Source organism: Nocardia vinacea NBRC 16497, assembly GCF_000308835.1.
Classification (GTDB): domain Bacteria; phylum Actinomycetota; class Actinomycetes; order Mycobacteriales; family Mycobacteriaceae; genus Nocardia; species Nocardia vinacea.
Genome location: NZ_BAGN01000116.1, coordinates 1 through 16,866, shown reverse-complemented (window position 1 = coordinate 16,866; position 16,866 = coordinate 1). Strand labels below are relative to the sequence as shown.

The 16,866-nt window shown below is 66.0% G+C and carries 16 protein-coding genes, 1 tRNA gene and 1 pseudogene; 3 read left to right on the top strand and 15 right to left on the bottom strand.

Going from position 1 to position 16,866, the window contains the following annotated elements:
- Positions 1-74 precede the first annotated feature (74 nt).
- Together ON44_RS16315 and ON44_RS16310 are read right to left on the bottom strand one after the other, a co-directional pair.
- Positions 75-491 (bottom strand): hypothetical protein, encoded by a 417-nt coding sequence (locus ON44_RS16315; RefSeq protein WP_157187181.1) that lies wholly within the window; start codon positions 489-491, stop codon positions 75-77.
- Between the two features lie 388 nt (positions 492-879).
- Positions 880-1,287, bottom strand: a complete 408-nt coding sequence (locus ON44_RS16310) for a PaaI family thioesterase (protein ID WP_040690851.1) — start codon at positions 1,285-1,287, stop codon at positions 880-882.
- Between the two features lie 64 nt (positions 1,288-1,351).
- On the opposite strand from ON44_RS16310, the gene ON44_RS16305 reads away from it, so the two are divergent.
- Complete coding sequence (locus ON44_RS16305) at positions 1,352-1,960, top strand: TetR/AcrR family transcriptional regulator (protein ID WP_051182087.1); 609 nt, start codon at positions 1,352-1,354, stop codon at positions 1,958-1,960.
- A gap of 33 nt (positions 1,961-1,993) precedes the next feature.
- Here ON44_RS16305 and ON44_RS50250 read toward each other — a convergent pair whose 3' ends face one another.
- The 4 genes from ON44_RS50250 to ON44_RS16290 form a co-directional block, all read right to left on the bottom strand.
- Positions 1,994-2,158, bottom strand: coding sequence for a hypothetical protein (locus ON44_RS50250; RefSeq protein WP_157187180.1), 165 nt, complete (start codon positions 2,156-2,158; stop codon positions 1,994-1,996).
- Positions 2,159-2,221: 63 nt separating this feature from the next.
- Positions 2,222-2,295: transfer RNA gene (locus ON44_RS16300), tRNA-Leu, on the bottom strand.
- A 97-nt stretch (positions 2,296-2,392) separates the two neighbouring features.
- On the bottom strand, positions 2,393-3,979 hold the full coding sequence (locus tag ON44_RS16295; RefSeq protein WP_083897917.1) for an amino acid permease: 1,587 nt from the start codon (positions 3,977-3,979) through the stop codon (positions 2,393-2,395).
- Positions 3,946-5,412 carry a peptide MFS transporter gene (locus tag ON44_RS16290; protein ID WP_083897920.1) on the bottom strand — a complete coding sequence of 489 codons (1,467 nt, stop codon included), beginning with the start codon at positions 5,410-5,412 and terminating at the stop codon, positions 3,946-3,948. Before ON44_RS16290 ends, ON44_RS16295 begins: the two co-directional genes overlap by 34 nt.
- A 295-nt stretch (positions 5,413-5,707) precedes the next feature.
- On the opposite strand from ON44_RS16290, the gene ON44_RS16285 reads away from it, so the two are divergent.
- Positions 5,708-6,520, top strand: a complete 813-nt coding sequence (locus ON44_RS16285; protein WP_040690848.1) for a neutral zinc metallopeptidase — start codon at positions 5,708-5,710, stop codon at positions 6,518-6,520.
- Between the two features lie 6 nt (positions 6,521-6,526).
- Here ON44_RS16285 and ON44_RS16280 read toward each other — a convergent pair whose 3' ends face one another.
- From ON44_RS16280 to ON44_RS16240, 9 genes are all read right to left on the bottom strand, one after another.
- Complete coding sequence (locus tag ON44_RS16280) at positions 6,527-7,474, bottom strand: Ppx/GppA phosphatase family protein (RefSeq protein ID WP_040690846.1); 948 nt, start codon at positions 7,472-7,474, stop codon at positions 6,527-6,529.
- A complete protein-coding gene (locus tag ON44_RS16275) occupies positions 7,471-8,010 on the bottom strand; it encodes a DUF501 domain-containing protein (protein ID WP_040690843.1) in 540 nt (179 codons plus the stop codon). Before ON44_RS16275 ends, ON44_RS16280 begins: the two co-directional genes overlap by 4 nt.
- On the bottom strand, positions 8,007-8,654 hold the full coding sequence (locus ON44_RS16270) for an FtsB family cell division protein (RefSeq protein ID WP_040690841.1): 648 nt from the start codon (positions 8,652-8,654) through the stop codon (positions 8,007-8,009). Before ON44_RS16270 ends, ON44_RS16275 begins: the two co-directional genes overlap by 4 nt.
- A gap of 17 nt (positions 8,655-8,671) precedes the next feature.
- Complete coding sequence (gene eno, locus ON44_RS16265; RefSeq protein WP_040690840.1) at positions 8,672-9,958, bottom strand: phosphopyruvate hydratase; 1,287 nt, start codon at positions 9,956-9,958, stop codon at positions 8,672-8,674.
- A 157-nt stretch (positions 9,959-10,115) separates the two neighbouring features.
- A complete protein-coding gene (locus ON44_RS16260; RefSeq protein WP_040690838.1) occupies positions 10,116-10,841 on the bottom strand; it encodes a lytic transglycosylase domain-containing protein in 726 nt (241 codons plus the stop codon).
- A 210-nt stretch (positions 10,842-11,051) separates the two neighbouring features.
- The gene (locus tag ON44_RS16255) at positions 11,052-12,650 is read right to left on the bottom strand and encodes an ABC transporter ATP-binding protein (protein WP_051182086.1); all 1,599 of its coding nucleotides are present in this window, start codon (positions 12,648-12,650) and stop codon (positions 11,052-11,054) included.
- Entirely contained in the window at positions 12,647-13,522 is an 876-nt protein-coding gene (locus ON44_RS16250; RefSeq protein ID WP_083897919.1) for an ABC transporter permease, read from the bottom strand. The genes ON44_RS16255 and ON44_RS16250 overlap by 4 nt, the downstream gene beginning before the upstream one ends.
- Positions 13,523-13,566: 44 nt before the next feature.
- On the bottom strand, positions 13,567-14,490 hold the full coding sequence (locus tag ON44_RS16245) for an ABC transporter permease (RefSeq protein WP_040690878.1): 924 nt from the start codon (positions 14,488-14,490) through the stop codon (positions 13,567-13,569).
- Positions 14,490-16,007, bottom strand: coding sequence for an ABC transporter substrate-binding protein (locus ON44_RS16240; protein ID WP_040690837.1), 1,518 nt, complete (start codon positions 16,005-16,007; stop codon positions 14,490-14,492). The genes ON44_RS16245 and ON44_RS16240 overlap by 1 nt, the downstream gene beginning before the upstream one ends.
- Positions 16,008-16,322: 315 nt before the next feature.
- On the opposite strand from ON44_RS16240, the pseudogene ON44_RS16235 reads away from it, so the two are divergent.
- Positions 16,323-16,866 (top strand): annotated as a pseudogene (locus ON44_RS16235) (TauD/TfdA family dioxygenase); the annotation flags it as partial.

Here is a 16,866-nt window from a genome sequence, read left to right as displayed (position 1 = left end):
GGTTCGGACTGCTATCGGTACCACTCTTCGACTGGTCCACTTCGACCTCCGCTTATATCGTTCGTTTCAGGAACTCAATAAGCGCGAGCACCGGCTGCCGATACGGTGTCGCGCGCCGGACCGACGAGCAAGAACAAGGTCTGGCCGTCCACGATCTCCAACACGCGCACGGTCTCGAATAGTTCGAGTCCGTGCTCCTCCCTGGCCAGCACAGCCAGCTCCGAACCATCCGAGACCTGCGACGACGCCCACTTCCCCGCCGTCAGCTGCGATACGATCGCCCGCCGCTCGGATACCGCCTGGTACACGATGGCATCGTCGCCACCCTCGGCATCGTTACCCGATTCGTCGGCCGCACCGTCCAGCGCACCGGTGATCGCAGCGCCGACCGCACCCCCGCGCGGAGGTCGCTGTAACGAATGCAAAACAATTCCCGGCGGCCCCGCCGCCAGAACAACCCCCCGAACCACCGATATACCGACTGTGGACATACCGGACATCCCCTACTCTAAAACAACTGTCCTCTGGGATTCGCAACAGACACGTCAACCGATTGCATCCCGACCGATTTGCCGCATTTGTGAGCAAAGCGTTCACGCCGCATATGGCGGCAAATACGTTGTCGGGATCGCCGTTAATTCAGGGTATGAGCACTGCAACGAGCTCGCGGATGCGTTTTTCATCGAGGGGCGCTCGTCCGATCGAGGCAAGGATGAGATACCCCGCGAGTAGATAGACAATCGTCCACGACGATACGCGAACAGCCAGATCACCAGTGCTCTGCGCGGAATACAGCGGAATACAGACGTTCGATGATCAGCCGATCGATCCGATCGGAAAGGATGCGATTCCCCGGGCCGGGCACGATGTTCCGGTGTCTCACCCAGCAGCGGCCGGACCGCGTGTCTGCACCGTTTGGATCACATGGACGCACAGCTCGCCGGATTCGTCGACGACCTTTACCCCGACCACCACAGCGGTGCGGCTGGCGCGTATCGGCTCGGCGACCGCGTGCGCCGCCCCTCGGACCGGACGCAGGAAGTGCGTTGTCGAATCGGTCGTCGCGGGCAACGCTCCCGGCGCGGCGTTGAGAACCGCGCACACCGCGGCCGCGGCATCGGCCAACCCCATCAGTGCGCCGCCGTGCAAACCTCCCCCGGTTGTCGACAGCTCGACGGCGTAGTCCAGGCGGGCAGCCACCACAGCCGATGTGAGTTCGGTGAACTCCACGCCGAGGGTGCGCACGAACGGAGCAAGTTTGTAAACGTCTTCGGAAGTGATGGTCATTGTTGCCCTCTCATCGTTGTAGAGATCTCACTCTACAAATTTCTAGAGAGTAATCTCTACACCCGTGGCGAGATTCGTACATGACACCGCGGCGATTCTCGACGCCGCAGCGCGACTGCTGGCTACCGACGGCGTGGCGGGCGTCACGATGGTCGGTGTGATCCGGGAATCGGGCGCGCCGAGCGGATCGGTCTACCACCGCTTTCCGGACCGTCCCTCGTTGCTGGCTGCCCTGTGGAACAGGGCCGTCGGGCGCTTGCACCAGGACGCTTACGTCTTGTTCGGCAAGCACGATCCGGTCGAGGCCGCAGCCGCGGTCGCCGGCCATGTCGTGACGTGGTGCCGGAGCAACCCACTCGATGCGCAGGTGCTGCTGGCAGGAGTCCACAGCTTTGCACCCCAGAGCTGGCCCGGCGCCGCCTGCGAGGAGCGCGACAACGAATCCGCTCGGTGGGACACCGCGATCCGCGGACTCGTCCACGCGTTACGTGCCGAAACCGGACTGTCCACGGCCACGATCGCCCTCGCCGTGATCGACCTGCCCTACGCCGCGGTGCGGCGATATCTCACGACCAACCGGCCGATACCCGCCGAACTCGACGACCAGGTGCCCGGCATCGTACGCACGGTGCTGCACAGCTTGCCGCCCGCAGACAAGGGACCGCTCCACTGACCCTGCCGTGTCCGGACAGCTGCCCGCCAGCAATCATCCGGCCCGCACGGCAGCCGCAGCGCCGCATGAGGTCGCGAATGCCAGCAGCTCGCCAAGACTGGATCCGGCCCGGTCTGCGTGATCGCCCGTCGAATCCCGAACTGCCCGCCGAGCAACTCCCCCGGTCGCCCACACCGCGACATCGATCAGCAGCATCATGACCGCTCCGCAAGAATCGCCTGTTCAGGCCACAGATGTTGGTGCATGTGCCGATGTTGTACGTGCCCCCAGTCGGACTCGAACCGACACTTTGCAGATTTTAAGTCTGCTGCCTCTGCCAATTGGGCTATAGGGGCGCCCGGTCAGCGTACCGACTCGTACTGCCGTACCGGAATTCTGTTCTGCAGGCTAGTGCATCTCCGGTGGTGGCCAGAGTAATGCCGCCTTGCGCAGTCAGGTGCCGTCATGAGCGGCGACCGATGCGGTGCCGTCGGAGGAATTCGCCGGCCGGTTGGCGAGGACGGAGTGGCGCCGGCCGTAGGCGAAGTAGACGATCAGGCCGAGGGCCATCCAGACGAGGAAGCGCAGCCAGGTTTCGACCGAGAGGTTGAGCATCAGCCACAGGCAGGCGAGCACGCCGAGGATGGGGACGAGCGGGACCAAGGGCACGCGGAAGCCGCGCGGGAGTTCGGGGCGGGTGCGGCGCAGGATGAGGACGCCGATGGCGACCAGGACGAAGGCGAAGAGGGTGCCGATATTGACCATCTCCTCGAGGGTGCCGAAGTCCACGAAACCGGCGAGCGCGGCGCAGACGACGCCGACCACGATGGTCAGCCGAACCGGAGTGCCGTTCTTGCCGGTGTGTGCGAGCTGACGCGGCATCAGTCCGTCACGCGACATGGCGAACAGCACGCGGGTCTGTCCGAGGAACATCACCATGACGACCGTGGTGAGTCCGGCGAGCGCGCCGATGGAGATGATGTTCTTGGTCCAGGTGGCGCCGTGCTGCGCGAAAGCCGTTGCGAGCGTTGCGCGGTCACCGGACAGCGCGGTGTAGGGCACCATTCCGGTAAGGATCAGCGATACCGCGACATAGAGAATCGTGACGATCACCAGCGAGCCGAGAATGCCGCGCGGCACCGAGCGCTGCGGATTCTTCGTCTCCTCCGCCGTGGTCGCGACGACATCGAATCCGATGAACGCGAAGAACACCAGGCTGGCCGCGGCGAGCAGGCCGTACCAGCCGAAGGTGCTGTGACCGGCACCGGTGAAATAGGAGAACAGCGACTGGTGCAGTCCCTCCCCTTCCGCGCCGGACTGCGACGGCGGGATGTAGGGCGTCAGGTTCGACTTGTCGAAGTAGGTGGCGCCGACAACGAGAACCACCGCGATAACGCCCAGCTTGATGGCGACGGCCACCGCCGAAACCCGCGACGACACCTTGGTGCCGACCGCCAGCAGCACACCAAGAACCGAGATGAGAAGTACCGCACCCCAGTCGAAGTCGATCGGACCCAGATGCACGATCGGCGAATGCGATCCCATCACCTCACCGAGGTATTGCGACCACCCCTTGGCGACCACCGACACCGCGAGCGCGAACTCCAGGATCAGATCCCAGCCGATGATCCATGCGACGAGCTCGCCGAAGGTGGCGTAGGAGAACGTGTACGCGCTGCCGGCAACCGGAACCGTCGAGGCGAATTCGGCGTAGCACAGCGCGGTCAACCCGCAGGCGACGGCGGCGAAGACGAACGCGAGGGAAACCGAAGGTCCGGCGACGTTGCCCGCGGTCCGCGCGGTGAGCGTGAAGATGCCCGCACCGACGACCACGGCGACACCGAAGACGGTGAGATCCCAGGCGGTCAGATCCTTACGCAGTTTCGAATCGGGTTCGTCGGTGTCCCGGATGGACTGCTCGACCGATTTGGTGCGGAACAGACCGCCCCATCGAGTTCCTGGGGTCGCCAACACTGTCTCCTTGCTGTCGTCGACGGGTTCTCCGTCTAGTGCACACCGGCCATATGTCGGCTCACCCATGGTGTGAGTGCGACGACGATCAGACCGGCACAGATCGCTACTGCTCCGGTGATGCCGAAGTACGCGAATTCGTGGTCCGCGTCATAGAACCGAGCCAAAGTACCGGACATCGAGGTTCCGATGCCAACGGAGAAGAAGTACAGCGCCATCATCTGGGCCCGGAACGCCTCGGGCGCCAACTGCGTGGTGACCGAGAGGCCGATCGGGGAAAGCAGCAGTTCGGAGACCGCGAATGCGCCCATGATGAGCAGTACCGCCAGCGCAGGCACCGATTTGCCGCTGCTCCCCGAGAACAGCACGAACAACCAGAACGCCAGCCCCATGCCGATGACGCCGAGGGCGAATTTGTGTGGTGTGCTCGGCGCGCGATTGCCCAGCTTGGTCCACATCAGCGCGAACAGCGGCGACAGGCAGATGATCCACACCGGCTCGACCGAACCGATCCAGTTCGACGGCGCGGTCCAGCCGAAGATGGTCCACTTCATCCGCTCATCGGAGTACACCGCGAGGACCGTGAAGATCTGCTGGAACAGCGACCAGAAAACCGCATTCGCGATGAACAGCGGAATGAAGGCGCGGACCCGGCTGCGCTCGACGGGGGTCACCTTGGCGCTGGTGAGCATGAGTACGAAGTAGGCGAGCGAGGCCGCGATGATGACGCCGGTGGTGACCTCGGAGAGGTTGTCCAGGTTCACCAGGCCGGTGATCAATGCCAGCGCGACCATGATGGCCGCACCGGCCACGATGCCGAGGATCGGTCCGACGGCGTTGCGCGGCAACGGGTTGGGCACATGCCTGCCCGCGGTACCGAGGTTGCGCCGGAACACCACGTACTGCGTCAGCCCCAGCGCCATGCCGACCGCGGCCGCACCGAAACCGTAGTGAAAGCCCCAATTCCGTTGCAGCAGACCGGTGAGCAGCGGACCGACGAACGCACCGAGGTTGATGCCCAGATAGAACAGCGTGAAGCCGCCGTCGAAGCGCGGATCACCCGGCCGGTAGAGGGTGCCGAGCAGCGAGGACGCATTGGCCTTCAGTCCGCCGCTGCCGAGCGCGACCAGCACCAGGCCGACTCCGACACCACTCAGTCCGGGCAGAATCGCCAACGCGATATGCCCGGCCACCACCACGATGCCGCCGTAGAAGACGGTGCGCTCCATGCCGATCAACCGGTCTGCGATCCACCCGCCGAGCACCGTGGACAGATACACCAGCCCGCCGTACGCGCCGACGATCCCGACGCCGGTGCTCTGCGATAGTCCAAGTCCGCCCTCGGTCGTCGAGTAATAGAGGTAGTACCCGAGGATGGTGAGCATTCCGTAGAACGAGAAGCGCTCCCAGAGTTCGACTCCGAAGAGGTTGGCCAACCCGATGGGATGACCGAACAGACTCCGCTCCCGAACCGGTTGCTCCGCCATTGCTGCGTCGGACATGCTCAGACCATCCCATATAGGCGGGGAATTCCCGGCATCCTGAACAAAGTTTCCCTGCTCACGGCCGATATAGCCGAGCATGCCAGAGCGGCCGTCCGAGCAATCCGCCAACCAGTACGTCCATCTTGGAAATATCGCTTCAGTGCGCCTAGTCAGCAACTTTGAGGCAACGTCGAATATTCGTCGACCGCGATCGGTGACGCACAGCACTCGACGAGAAAACCGGAGAACTTCCCGGTAAAGTTCGCCTCGCTGGACGGGGAAACCTCGTTTGTTGGCTGGACGGGGGAACCTGATGAAGCGCTCGAGCGCCCATGCGGCGCTGCTTCTCGCCGTGATCGGCGCGCTGGTGTCGCTGCTCGGCACCGGGTGCGCGTCGGTATCCGCGGTGGACGCCGAGCCCGTCGTCGGCGCGCTGCAGGAACCTCCGCTGACGGCCAATACGCTGCACGCCGAGCTGCGCTTGCCCCTGCTGCGGTGTCAGCTGCCGCCGATCGAGATGAGCGCGGCGGGCCAGCGGCAATTCGTGCAGACCGAGCTGGACTGCTTGACGAAGGCCTGGGATCCGGCCCTGCGCGCCGCGGGTATGAGCCTCGCACCGCTGCAACTCGTCGTGGTCGACAACGTGACGACCGGCTGCTCGAAACAGGTCCAGTCCACGGATCCCGCGTTCTATTGCGGCGGCAATGTGTACTGGCCGACCGACGATCCGATCCATCGGGGTTGGGGTTCGCAACTCGGGCAGTACCTGATGTTCGTAGTGATGCACGAGTACGGCCACCACCTGCAGTCCTCCACCGGCATCCTGCGTAGCGCCGATCGGGATATCGATACCGCGGGCGAGAAGTCGCCGCTCGGACTGGAACTCAGCCGACGCATCGAACTCCAGGCCCAGTGCCTGGCCGGAGTGATGCTGGCGGCAGCGCAGGCCGGCGGGATGCTGACCCCGGCCGAGGCCGTGGATCTGATCGATATCCAATCCGATACCGAGGAGGATCCGACCCACGGTACCGGCGTGAACAGCCGACGCTGGGTCGAAGCCGGTTACCGCGGCGCTTCGACGTCATCGTGCAATACCTGGGCTGCCCCGCTCGACGAGGTGGAGTGACCAGGCTCAGGCTATGGACAGGGCGATGCCGTCGAGGATGTCGTGTTCGCTGACGATGAGGGCGGATATGTCGGCGCGGCGGGACAGTTCGTAGGCGAGCACCTCGGTGATGACGGCGCCGCCGCCGATCACATCGACGCGGCCGGGATGCATGGGGCCGAGTGCGGCGCGTTCGTCGTGGTTCATACCGATCAGGCGATCGCAGACCTCGCGCACCTGGTCCAGGGTGAGGCTGGTGAGATGGACTCGCGCCGAATCGTATTCGGGCAGATCGAGGGCGACGGCGGCGATCGTGGTCATGGTGCCCGCAACGCCGACCCAGGTGTGCGCGCCGTCGACGGGGACCTTGGCGAAGGCCTCATCCAGTCGTTCGGTGGCGAATTCCCGTGCGGCGGCGACCTGTTCGGCGGTCGGTGGATTGCCGGGCAGGCACCGTTCGGTAATGCGGACACAGCCGATATCGGCGGAGAATGCGGCCCGCACACCATCGCTGTCGCCGACGACGAGTTCGGTGGAACCGCCGCCGAGATCGACGACAACGAAAGGCCCTGCCTCGCTGGCCAATTCGCCGACGGCACCGGTGAAGGACAGCCGCGCCTCCTCGTCACCGGTGATCACCTCGGCCTCCGCACCCGCCACCACAGTGCCGAGTTCGGCACGGGCCATGGCGAAGAAATCCTCGCGGTTGGCGGCATCGCGCGTCGCGGAGGTAGCGACCATCCGCACCCGACCGACCCCCGCCTCCCGCATCAGCGCGACATAATCGGCGAGCGCAACCCTGGTGCGCTCGATCGCCTCCGGCGCAAGTGCCCCCGTCGCATCCACCCCCTGCCCCAGCCGCACGATGCGCATCTCCCGATGCACATCCGCCAACCGCCCGTCGCCGAGCACCTCGGCGATCAATAGTCGAATCGAATTCGTCCCGCAGTCGACAGCCGCTACCCGATCACTCATTGCTCAGCTCCGCTCATTTCCGGGGTGTGGGGCGGCTCGTATTTCGGCCAGTCGGCGGGGATTGCGGTGCCGCGGAGGCCGTGGTCCGCGGCCATGGCTACTGCTTCGTCGCCGAAGGGGTTGACGCCTGGGCCCTTGGCGAGGGCGTGGGCGATCAGGACGTGCAGGCATTTCACTCGTTCGGGCATGCCGCCGCCGGTGAAATCGGTTCCGAGCGATTCGATTTCATTGCGCTCGGCCAGATAGCTCTCGTGGGCGGCGCGATAGGCGGCGGCCAATTCCGGGTCGGTGGCGAGGCGTTCGGTCATTTCCCGCATGACGCCCGCGGATTCCTGCCTGCTCGCCTCTGCGGTGAGGCGGGGATCGGTCAGGTAGTAGAGAGTCGGGAAGGGGGTGCCGTCGGGCAGCCGCGGCGCGGTCTTGACCACCGCGGGCAGCCCGTCCGGGGTGCGGTAAGCGACGGCGAGTACGCCACGCGGTTCGCGTCCCAGCTGCTTGGCGATGATCTCGAGATCGCGGTCGTTCGGTGCGGTCACCTGGGTCCTTCCGGTGCTGGCTGCGGCGCGGCGGGCGGCCCGGCCGGTGCGGCCTCGGGCGCCGGGGCCTGCTGCGGTTGCGAAATACTGCGCCACAGTTCGGTGTACCAGGGCTCGGGCGCCTTCGACTGGGTCGGTGCGGCGGGCGGCGCGGGAGCTTCGATGCCCGGCACCTGGACGATATAGGGCGTCTCACCCGGCATGACCAGCCGTAACCGGTCCCTGGCCTCGGAGCGGACGTAGGCCGGATCCTGTTGCTGCGCACGGCGATCCCGCAACTTGGCGAGATCGGCCTCGAGTTCGATGCGCTCCTGCGCCAGGTGCGCGGCCTCGGCGCGCTGGGTGAAATAGGTGCGCAGCGGCACGGCCAGCGTCAGCGCGAGTGCGCCCACGACAATGGCCAGGATGACCGCCTTACCGGTGGACAGGCCCAGGATCGTGCGATCATGCCTGTCCTCGTGCCCGCCGGAGCGCAGCCCTGTCTTCTGCGACTTGGCCTTCTCGGCGGATTCGGACCGCCTGCGGGTCGTCCGCTTCGGTGCGGCCGCCGGCGATTCGGCGGCCGGGCGCGATCTGGCAGAGCGCGACGTGCGGCGGTTCCCGCGTCCAGCCGGACTGGATCCACGCGCACGTCGCTCTGTCATACCGCTCCCCTAGCTGACTAGCCTTCGAACGCGAACCGCGGGAACGCGACGTCACCCGCGTACCGTGCGGAATCGCCGAGCGCATCCTCGATGCGCAGCAGCTGGTTGTACTTGGCGACGCGCTCGCTGCGCGCCGGGGCGCCGGTCTTGATCTGACCGCTGCCGACCGCGACGGCCAGGTCGGCGATGGTGGTGTCCTCGGTCTCGCCGGAGCGGTGGCTCATCATCGTCTTGTAGCCGTTGCGGTGCGCGAGCTCGACGGCATCCAAAGTCTCGGTGAGCGTGCCGATCTGGTTGACCTTCACCAGTAGCGCATTGGCCGCGCCCTTGGTGATGCCCTCCTCCAGGCGCTCCGGGTTGGTGACGAACAGGTCGTCGCCGACCAACTGCACCTTGTCGCCGATCTGGTCGGTCAGCGCGACCCAGCCGTCCCAGTCGTCCTCCGACAGCGGGTCCTCGATGGAGACCAGCGGGTAAGCGGTGAGCAGTTCGGCGTAGAACTGCGCCATATCGGCGGCCGAGCGGACGCTGCCCTCGAACTTGTAACCACTGCCCGCGGTGTAGAACTCGGTGGCCGCGACATCGAGCGCGAGCGCGACATCGGTGCCCAGCTTCAGGCCGGTCTTCGCGATGGCGACACCGATCAGGTCGAGCGCTTCCTTGGTGCCCGCGACGGACGGCGCGAAACCACCCTCGTCACCGAGACCGGTGGACAGGCCCTTGGACTTCAGCACCGACTTCAGCGCGTGGTACACCTCGGCGCCCCAGCGCAGCGACTCCTTGAAGGTGGTCGCGCCGATCGGGGCGACCATGAACTCCTGGACATCGACGCCGCTGTCCGCGTGTGCGCCACCGTTGAGGATGTTCATCATCGGCACCGGGAGCACATGCGCGTTCGGGCCGCCCAGGTAGCGGAACAGCTCCAAGCCCGAGGATTCGGCGGCGGCGCGGGCCACCGCGAGCGAGACGCCGAGCAGGGCGTTCGCACCGAGGCGGGATTTGTCCGGAGTGCCGTCCAGATCCAGCAGGACCTGGTCGACGGTGCGCTGCTCGACCGCGTCGAGGCCGATGACGGCGGGCGCGATCTCGTCGAGCACACCCTCGACGGCCTTCTGCACACCCTTGCCGCCGTAGCGCTCGCCGCCGTCGCGCAGTTCGACGGCCTCGTGTTCACCGGTGGAGGCACCGGAGGGCACGGCAGCCCGGGTCAGGGTGCCGTCGTCGAGGGCGATCTCGACCTCGACAGTGGGGTTTCCGCGGGAATCCAGGATCTCGCGAGCTCCGACCTGTTCGATGATGGCCACGAAAACGACACTCCTTCGGCTGTTGGCACGGTAGGTCTGACGGGAAGGGCCGTGCGTCTGCGAGCCTAGCGTCCTCACGCATTGCGCAGTAACCGGCACTCCGACGAATCGCTTCGCACTGTCGCGGTAAGCACCCGTTGTTTCCTCCAACGGGTGCTCATGCCCGACGCCCGACGCTGTACGCGGCGGCGCGATCACGGACGGTCAATAGATAGGCATTCGACTGGTTGTAGGTCAACAGAGCCTGCTGCCAGCCGCGCTCGGAGGTCAGATCGCCGCCGCTCGCACACAGGTAGCGGGCCGCGGTGAGAGCGGCGTCATCGATATTCTGCGGATCGGCGACGCCGTCGCCATTGGCGTCGACACCCCAGCGCTTCCAGGTCTCCGGAATGAATTGCAGTGGGCCGAGCGCCCTGTCGAACTCCGGGTCGCCGTCGAGCTTGCCGCCGTCGGTGTCCTTGACCAGTGCCACGCCCGGCGCACCGTCCAGCGGGATGCCGATGATCGGCGGGCGCACAGTGCCATCCGCATCGACCGCCGAACCGCGATGGGTCCCGTGCTTACTCTCCACACTGGCGATCCCCGCGATGGTGGTCCAGGCGATCCCGCAGTCCGGCCGGGACCGGCCCAGGATCGCCGCGGCATAGCCGTACGCCTCCAGCGAGACACTCGGAATGCCGAGTTTGTCGGATTGTTCGTCGGCCCAGTCGCGTAATTGCACGGCGGTGCGGCCGGGCGCATCCAGATCGATCAGCGGTAGCGGAGTACCGGGACCGGGCGGGATGCCCTCGGGAATGGGCGGCAGATTGCGTTCGGCGCCGCAACCGGCGAGTACAAGAATCACCATTGCGGCGACCAACACGCCGGTCAGCTTCGCGAGCATTCCTCCATCATCCCGATCCGAATGACCACCCCCGCGATACACGCGTCGCGGCAAGCCCAGCGCCATGTGTCCCTCCCCTGCAGACCCCGCATGCCTGGTGGTCACGCGCTCCGTATTCCGAGATTACCGAGCAGATCGCCGATTACGCCGCCGCCGATTCGTCCTCGCAGCACTACTGTGCGTCGCGCACAAACTGTGTGCGGGAAACGCCTAGCCGAGAAGTTCGCGGGTCGCGGTGTGCGCCGGGGCGGTGAGGACCGCTGTCGCCGAGCCGGATTCGACAATGCGGCCGTGGTCGAGGACGACGAGGTGGGAGCAGTGTCCGGTGACCAGCGTCATGTCGTGGGTGATGACGAGCAGGCCGGTGTCGTGTTCGGCGCGGATGCGGTCCAGCAGGGTCATGATCGAGACGGCGGTGTTGTGGTCCAGGGCCGAGGTGATCTCATCACAGACCAGCACGGCTGGTTCGGCCGCGAGCGCTCTGGCGAGTGCCACCCGCTGGCGTTGGCCGCCGGAGAGTTCGTGCGGGTAGCGGATGGCGAGCTCCGGTGCGAGTTCGACCGAGTCGAGTAGGTCGGTAATGCGCTGCGCCAGTTGTCGTTTCGGTACACCTCCGATTCGGCGCAGCGGACGGCCGAGCGTCTGGGCGACGGTGCGACGGGGATTGAGCGCGGACCGCGGGTTCTGGGTGACCAGCTGAATACCATTGCGGCCATTGCGAGCTCGTCGACGGGGCCCGATCGGGATCGACTCACTTCGCAGTTCCAGCGATCCGGTCGCTTCCCGGTGCAGACCGGCGATAACCCGTGCGAGAGTGGTCTTTCCAGCTCCTGACGCCCCGACAATGGCCAGTGCGGCGCCGCCCGGCAGCACGAAATCGATGTCCGCCAATACCTCGTGCCCGTCGATCGAGGCACCGATGTCCTGGCCGCGCAGGACGGGTTCCGCAACCAACTCGACCGTCCTGGCGCGCACAGCTACCGCACCCTGTCCTTCGCTGGGCTGCAGAGCCGAGACCCCGGTGTCGGCCGCTCGGCCGAGCGGCATCTTCGGAGCCATCGCCACCCGCACGATCGATGCGGCACCCCCGTTCGATTGCGGTGATTTCGATATCCCCGAAAGAGTCGGCACAGGTGTGCGGCTGATTACATCGGTATGCACCGCACCCAACTCGACCACCTCATCGGCGATCGCATGAATAGTCGCGGTGTCGTGCCCGGACAGCAAGATCGCGGCAGAGCGCTGTGCGGCGATATCGGCCAGCAGACGGGCGATATCGGTGCGGAGGGAACCGTGCAGCCCGGCAAGAGGCTCGTCGAGAATGAGGATCCCGGTGTGGCGAACCAGCGCACGCGCAAGGGCCACTCGGCGCTGCTGACCGCCGGAGAGTTCGCCGGGTCGGCGGCGCAGGTGTTCGTCGGATAGGCCGACCAACTCCAGGGCTTCGGGCACGGCGGCAGCGGGGTGGCGAACCTCGTTCAGCAGGGAACGCACACGCATCAACGGATTGAGGGCCGAACCAGGATCCTGTCCGACATAGGCGATGTGGTCACGCCGGAACCGTTGCAGTGCGCCAGGATTCAACGCGAATACGTCCTGCCCCGCTATCACGGCCGAACCCGCGGACCGCCGCGCGCCCGTTGGCAGATGCCCGAGCAGTGCCCGCATCAACGTGGTCTTGCCCGATCCCGACGGGCCGGTCAGGGCGGTGACCTTACCCGCCGCGACGCTGAAACTGGTGGGCTCGAACAACTCCCGACCATTCGATCCGCACACGGTCAGCGCATCGACGACGACAGACGCATTCATCCCCGCTCCTCCATCGCATTGCCTGCGACCGGCAACTCCGCACCGGCCGGTCCCAGCGGCTCGGAACCGCGCGTCCTTCGAACAGCCCAGCGGCGCGGACGGTGCTGATCGAACGAGGTCACCGCGAGATTCACACTGACCGCGACCACCGCGATCGCCAGGCTCGGAGCCAGCACGGACCAGGGGTTGAGGAGCATGCCGGAGGAGTTCTCGCGCACCATGACCGCCCAGTTGCTCGCGCCGAGCGTGGTCGGCAGTTGGAGGAACGATGCGGTGCTGACCACATACACGCCCTCTACGAAGCGAAGACCGAGTTGCGCGGCCAAGACCTCGCGCAGATTCGGAATCACTTCACGGAAGACCAAGTGCGGCAGAGTTTCACCGCTCGCCTGGGCGGCCTCGACATAGCCGCTCGCAGCGACGCCCGTTGCGGCCGCCGCGAAAACTCTTGCGCAGTATGGAGTTCCGAAGAGCAGAGCCACCACGACGAGCCCGTAGACGCCCGCATCCGGCCAGGCCGTCAGCACCAGCAGGATCCCGAGTACGGCCGGGAGCAGGATGGCGAAATCGGCGACGCCCTCGATCAACGCACCGACCCGAGGACGCAGTGCCGCGATCGCGCCGAGCACGCACGACAACCCGGTCACCGCGACCGCGATCACACCCGCCAGCAACAGCAGACCCCAACCGCCATAGAGCAGTTGAGCCAGCACATCCCGTCCGAGTCGGTCCGTGCCCAATAAGGTATCCGCGCCCGGCCGCCCGAACGGTATCCCGACCGCCTCCTCTGCAGGCCGAGTCGCCGAACTCGGCCCGAGCGCGGCAGCGATGACCAGCACCAGCGCAGGCAATACCGTGAGGAATCTCTTCATCTGCGACCTTCCGATCCGAGCCGCTGGATTCCGCTGCACATCGGTCATATCCGCCCCCGCAGTGCCCAGGCCCGAATCCCGTCCGCCATGGCCAGCATCGCCATGATGACGATTCCGGTCAGCGCGACCACCGCGGCGATCAACGAGGTGTCCCGATCGGCGACCGACCCCGCGAGTACCGCACCGAGTCCCGGGTAGTTGAAAATGGTCTCCACCACCAACGCACCACCGAGCAGCATGCCGACCGTGGTCGCGAAACTCGCCACAATCGTCGGCAGCGCGAACGGCAGCACATGCCTGGTCAGCACCGTGGTGGTCGAAAGTCCGTCCAGCACCGCACTTTCCACATGCGGCGAGCGCGCGGAGTCGAGCAGGGCCGCGCGCACCACCCGGGTGTTCCAGCCGGTCTGCGGTATCGCCAGTGCGAGTACCGGCAGCACCAGCATGTCCGGACTGGCCGGAAATCCGGAACGCCCGGTAATGGTGACGGCGGGTAACCAACCGGCGCCCAGGGAGAACACCAGGATCAACAAGGTCGCGATGACGAACTCCGGAATCGCCGCCGCCGCAGTGGTAGTCGGCTGCAGGAACCGAGTAGCCGCACCCCGCCGCGTCGCCCACCAGCCACCGAGCAGCAGCGACGCGACCACGGTCACCAGGAAGGCGAGCCCGCCGAGCAGCAGCGTCGGCGGAAACTTGTCGGCCAGCAGCTCATTGATCGATCGCCCACGCGCGGTGCGGCCGAAATCACCGGTCGCCACACCGGATATCCACTCGACGAACCGCACCGGCAGCGGCCGGTCCAGGCCCAGTTCGTGTTCCTTCGCCGCGATCTGCTCCGCGGTGGCGTCGCGGCCGAGCACCGCGCGGGCGGAATTGCCCGGCAGCAGATCGACGGCCGCGAACACCGTCGCCAGCAGCGCGACCAGCAGGAGGACGCGCCGGATGAGGAGTCGGGCGAAGGACATCACTCCGCGAGCCAGGCCCGTTCCAACTGCACCCTGGCGAAGCCGCCCAGGGTCGGCACATCGCGCACCCGGGATGTCGCGATATCGATACCGTCGGCCATGCCCCACACCAGATAACCGCCGCGGGCGTACTGGATCCGCTGTACGTCACGGCAGGCTGCCACGTACTCCGAGTCACTGGACGCGGCAATCGCTTTCGCTGTGGCCGCATCGAATTCGGCATCCTTGAAGGCGGTTTCGTTGCGATTGGATGTCGAGGACATCAGCTTGGTCGCGAAGAACAGCGTGGAATCATTGGTGCCCCAGGAGACGGTGTAAAACGGCGCCTTCAACCAGGTCTGGTCGTAGAAGGTATTCGACTCCTGCGTCACGACATCGAGGCGCAGCCCGATATCGGCCAGCTGGGTGGCGATCACCTTCGCCGATTCGACCTCGCCAGGGGCCTCGGCTTTGGTGAGGAACTGGTAGCTGCGCCCGGTATCGAATCCGGCATCGCGCAGCAGCGTCTTGGCCCGGTCCACCTCGCGGGTTCGCTGCGCAATAGTGTTGTCGTACAACGGATCACCGGTACCCAGGATGTCGTTCGCGACGGTGCCGTACCCCGAATGCACCTGATTCACCAGGGCCTTGCGATCGACGCCCAACCGGATAGCCTCGCGCACCCGCGCATCGGCGAACGGTCCGTCGGAGGTCCGCATCGCGACCCCGACCACGGTGTCGTTCGACCGCCGCACCACCCGCAGATCACCGCGCACCTCGGCGGTACGTCCCGCGATCGCACCGACATTCGAGGCCAGATCGATCTGCCCGCCGAGCACCGCATTGCCCAATGCCGTCACGCCGTCGAACATGGTGACCTCGATGGCATCCAGCAGTGGCGCCGGACCGTACCACCGATCGTTGCGCACCAGCCGGGCATTGCCACCCTGATAGGACTCCAACCGGAACGGTCCGGTGCCGATGGCCTTGGTGAAATCGGTGGTGTCCTTCTTGACGGTGAAGGTCATCAACCGAACCAGCAGCGGCAGTTGCGAATTCGGTTCGGGCAGCGCGATCACCACCCGGTTCGGACCGTCCGGGGTGATGTCCTCAACGGCGGCAGGCATTTTCGACGCACCGCCGACGGTCCGCAGGCGGCGCAGCGACCACACCACATCATCGGAGGTGACCGGGGTTCCGTCGTGGAAGGTCGCGCCGTCGGCGATGGTGAAACTCCAGCGGCGCCGCTGCGCGTCGGCTTCCCACCGACTGGAAAGGCGCGCAGCAACATTCGGGTTCGCGCCCGGTACCGTGAGCGCGTCGTACACCAGCGAGGTGATGAGGAAGTCGCTGTCATTGCTGAGATTCGCATGCGGATCGCGTTCGATTCGCGCCGCGCTGCCGAGCGCACCGACCCGCAGGGTGCCGCCGCGCCGCGCCGGGCCGTCCGAACTGCCGCCGTCCGAACATGCGGCGGCCAACAGCACCGCGCCGACACCGAGTCCCGATCGCAGGAGTTGTCGTCGATTCCATTCCATGGTGCTGCCTTCCTCGAACCTTGACGAGTTACCCTCGCGCGACCGCGAACCCTAGCGAATCTAGCTAGGACAGGCTAGCCTAATAGAGTTCCGGCCGTTGAGTTTTGCCGCACCACAGCTACCAGTCACCACCCCGAAGGCAATGCCGCAAATTAGCTACAGCTAGCTGCGACAGGCTTCGACCCCAGTCATACGCGCTCGGCATTTCTACGACTCGCTTAGGTAAGCCTTGCTTAACGCGGCCGGACCCACTAGCTTCGCAGATCGAATCGTCATACCCCCGCTTTTCGACCCGATGCGAAGAAGGGACTCCTGGTGAAAGGCGTTCTCTCCGAACGTAAGACGCTTCACCCACTAGATATCGAACGGCGCGAGCTGCCGACCACCGCCGGACATGCGGTACGTGCTCTCGCCCGGGAAATATGTGTCACAGTCGATGCCCGGCCCGATGCCACCGCCGATATCGCGCGCACGCTGACCGATCCGGCATTGCTCGAGCAAATCGATGCCCGCGTCGGCGAGTTGCCCGATGCGGTACGCGTCGCCCTGCGACCGCCCGCCACCGCGGCCGGTGCCACCATCGTCGGCAAACTGCCGTTGACCGCTGCCGAATTCGGCCCGACCCCGCCGAGCTGGGTCGAGGCGGCCCGCTGGAGTGGTGAAACCGACCGCCGCGCGAGCTCATTCGAACTCGATATCGCAATGCTGCTGCTCGCCCGCAGCGCGGGTGAACCGTTCGGCTGGCAGGGCCAGCAGGGCGGGCGACTGGTCAACAACATCGTGCCCTCGCCCGGTCACGAACACGAACAGTCAGGCGCGAGTAGCAAAACCCTGCTCAGCCCGCATACCGAGGACGCCT

Coding starts and splice junctions, on each gene's coding strand:
- ON44_RS16315 (WP_157187181.1), bottom strand. CDS start 491: ATGTCCACAGTCGGTATATCGGTGGTTCGGGGGGTTGTTCTGGCGGCG.
- ON44_RS16310 (WP_040690851.1), bottom strand. CDS start 1,287: ATGACCATCACTTCCGAAGACGTTTACAAACTTGCTCCGTTCGTGCGC.
- ON44_RS50250 (WP_157187180.1), bottom strand. CDS start 2,158: ATGATGCTGCTGATCGATGTCGCGGTGTGGGCGACCGGGGGAGTTGCT.
- ON44_RS16295 (WP_083897917.1), bottom strand. CDS start 3,979: ATGGGTGAGCCGACATATGGCCGGTGTGCACTAGACGGAGAACCCGTC.
- ON44_RS16290 (WP_083897920.1), bottom strand. CDS start 5,412: ATGTCCGACGCAGCAATGGCGGAGCAACCGGTTCGGGAGCGGAGTCTG.
- ON44_RS16285 (WP_040690848.1), top strand. CDS start 5,708: ATGAAGCGCTCGAGCGCCCATGCGGCGCTGCTTCTCGCCGTGATCGGC.
- ON44_RS16280 (WP_040690846.1), bottom strand. CDS start 7,474: ATGAGTGATCGGGTAGCGGCTGTCGACTGCGGGACGAATTCGATTCGA.
- ON44_RS16270 (WP_040690841.1), bottom strand. CDS start 8,654: ATGACAGAGCGACGTGCGCGTGGATCCAGTCCGGCTGGACGCGGGAAC.
- ON44_RS16260 (WP_040690838.1), bottom strand. CDS start 10,841: ATGCTCGCGAAGCTGACCGGCGTGTTGGTCGCCGCAATGGTGATTCTT.
- ON44_RS16255 (WP_051182086.1), bottom strand. CDS start 12,650: ATGAATGCGTCTGTCGTCGTCGATGCGCTGACCGTGTGCGGATCGAAT.
- ON44_RS16250 (WP_083897919.1), bottom strand. CDS start 13,522: ATGAAGAGATTCCTCACGGTATTGCCTGCGCTGGTGCTGGTCATCGCT.
- ON44_RS16245 (WP_040690878.1), bottom strand. CDS start 14,490: ATGTCCTTCGCCCGACTCCTCATCCGGCGCGTCCTCCTGCTGGTCGCG.
- ON44_RS16240 (WP_040690837.1), bottom strand. CDS start 16,007: ATGGAATGGAATCGACGACAACTCCTGCGATCGGGACTCGGTGTCGGC.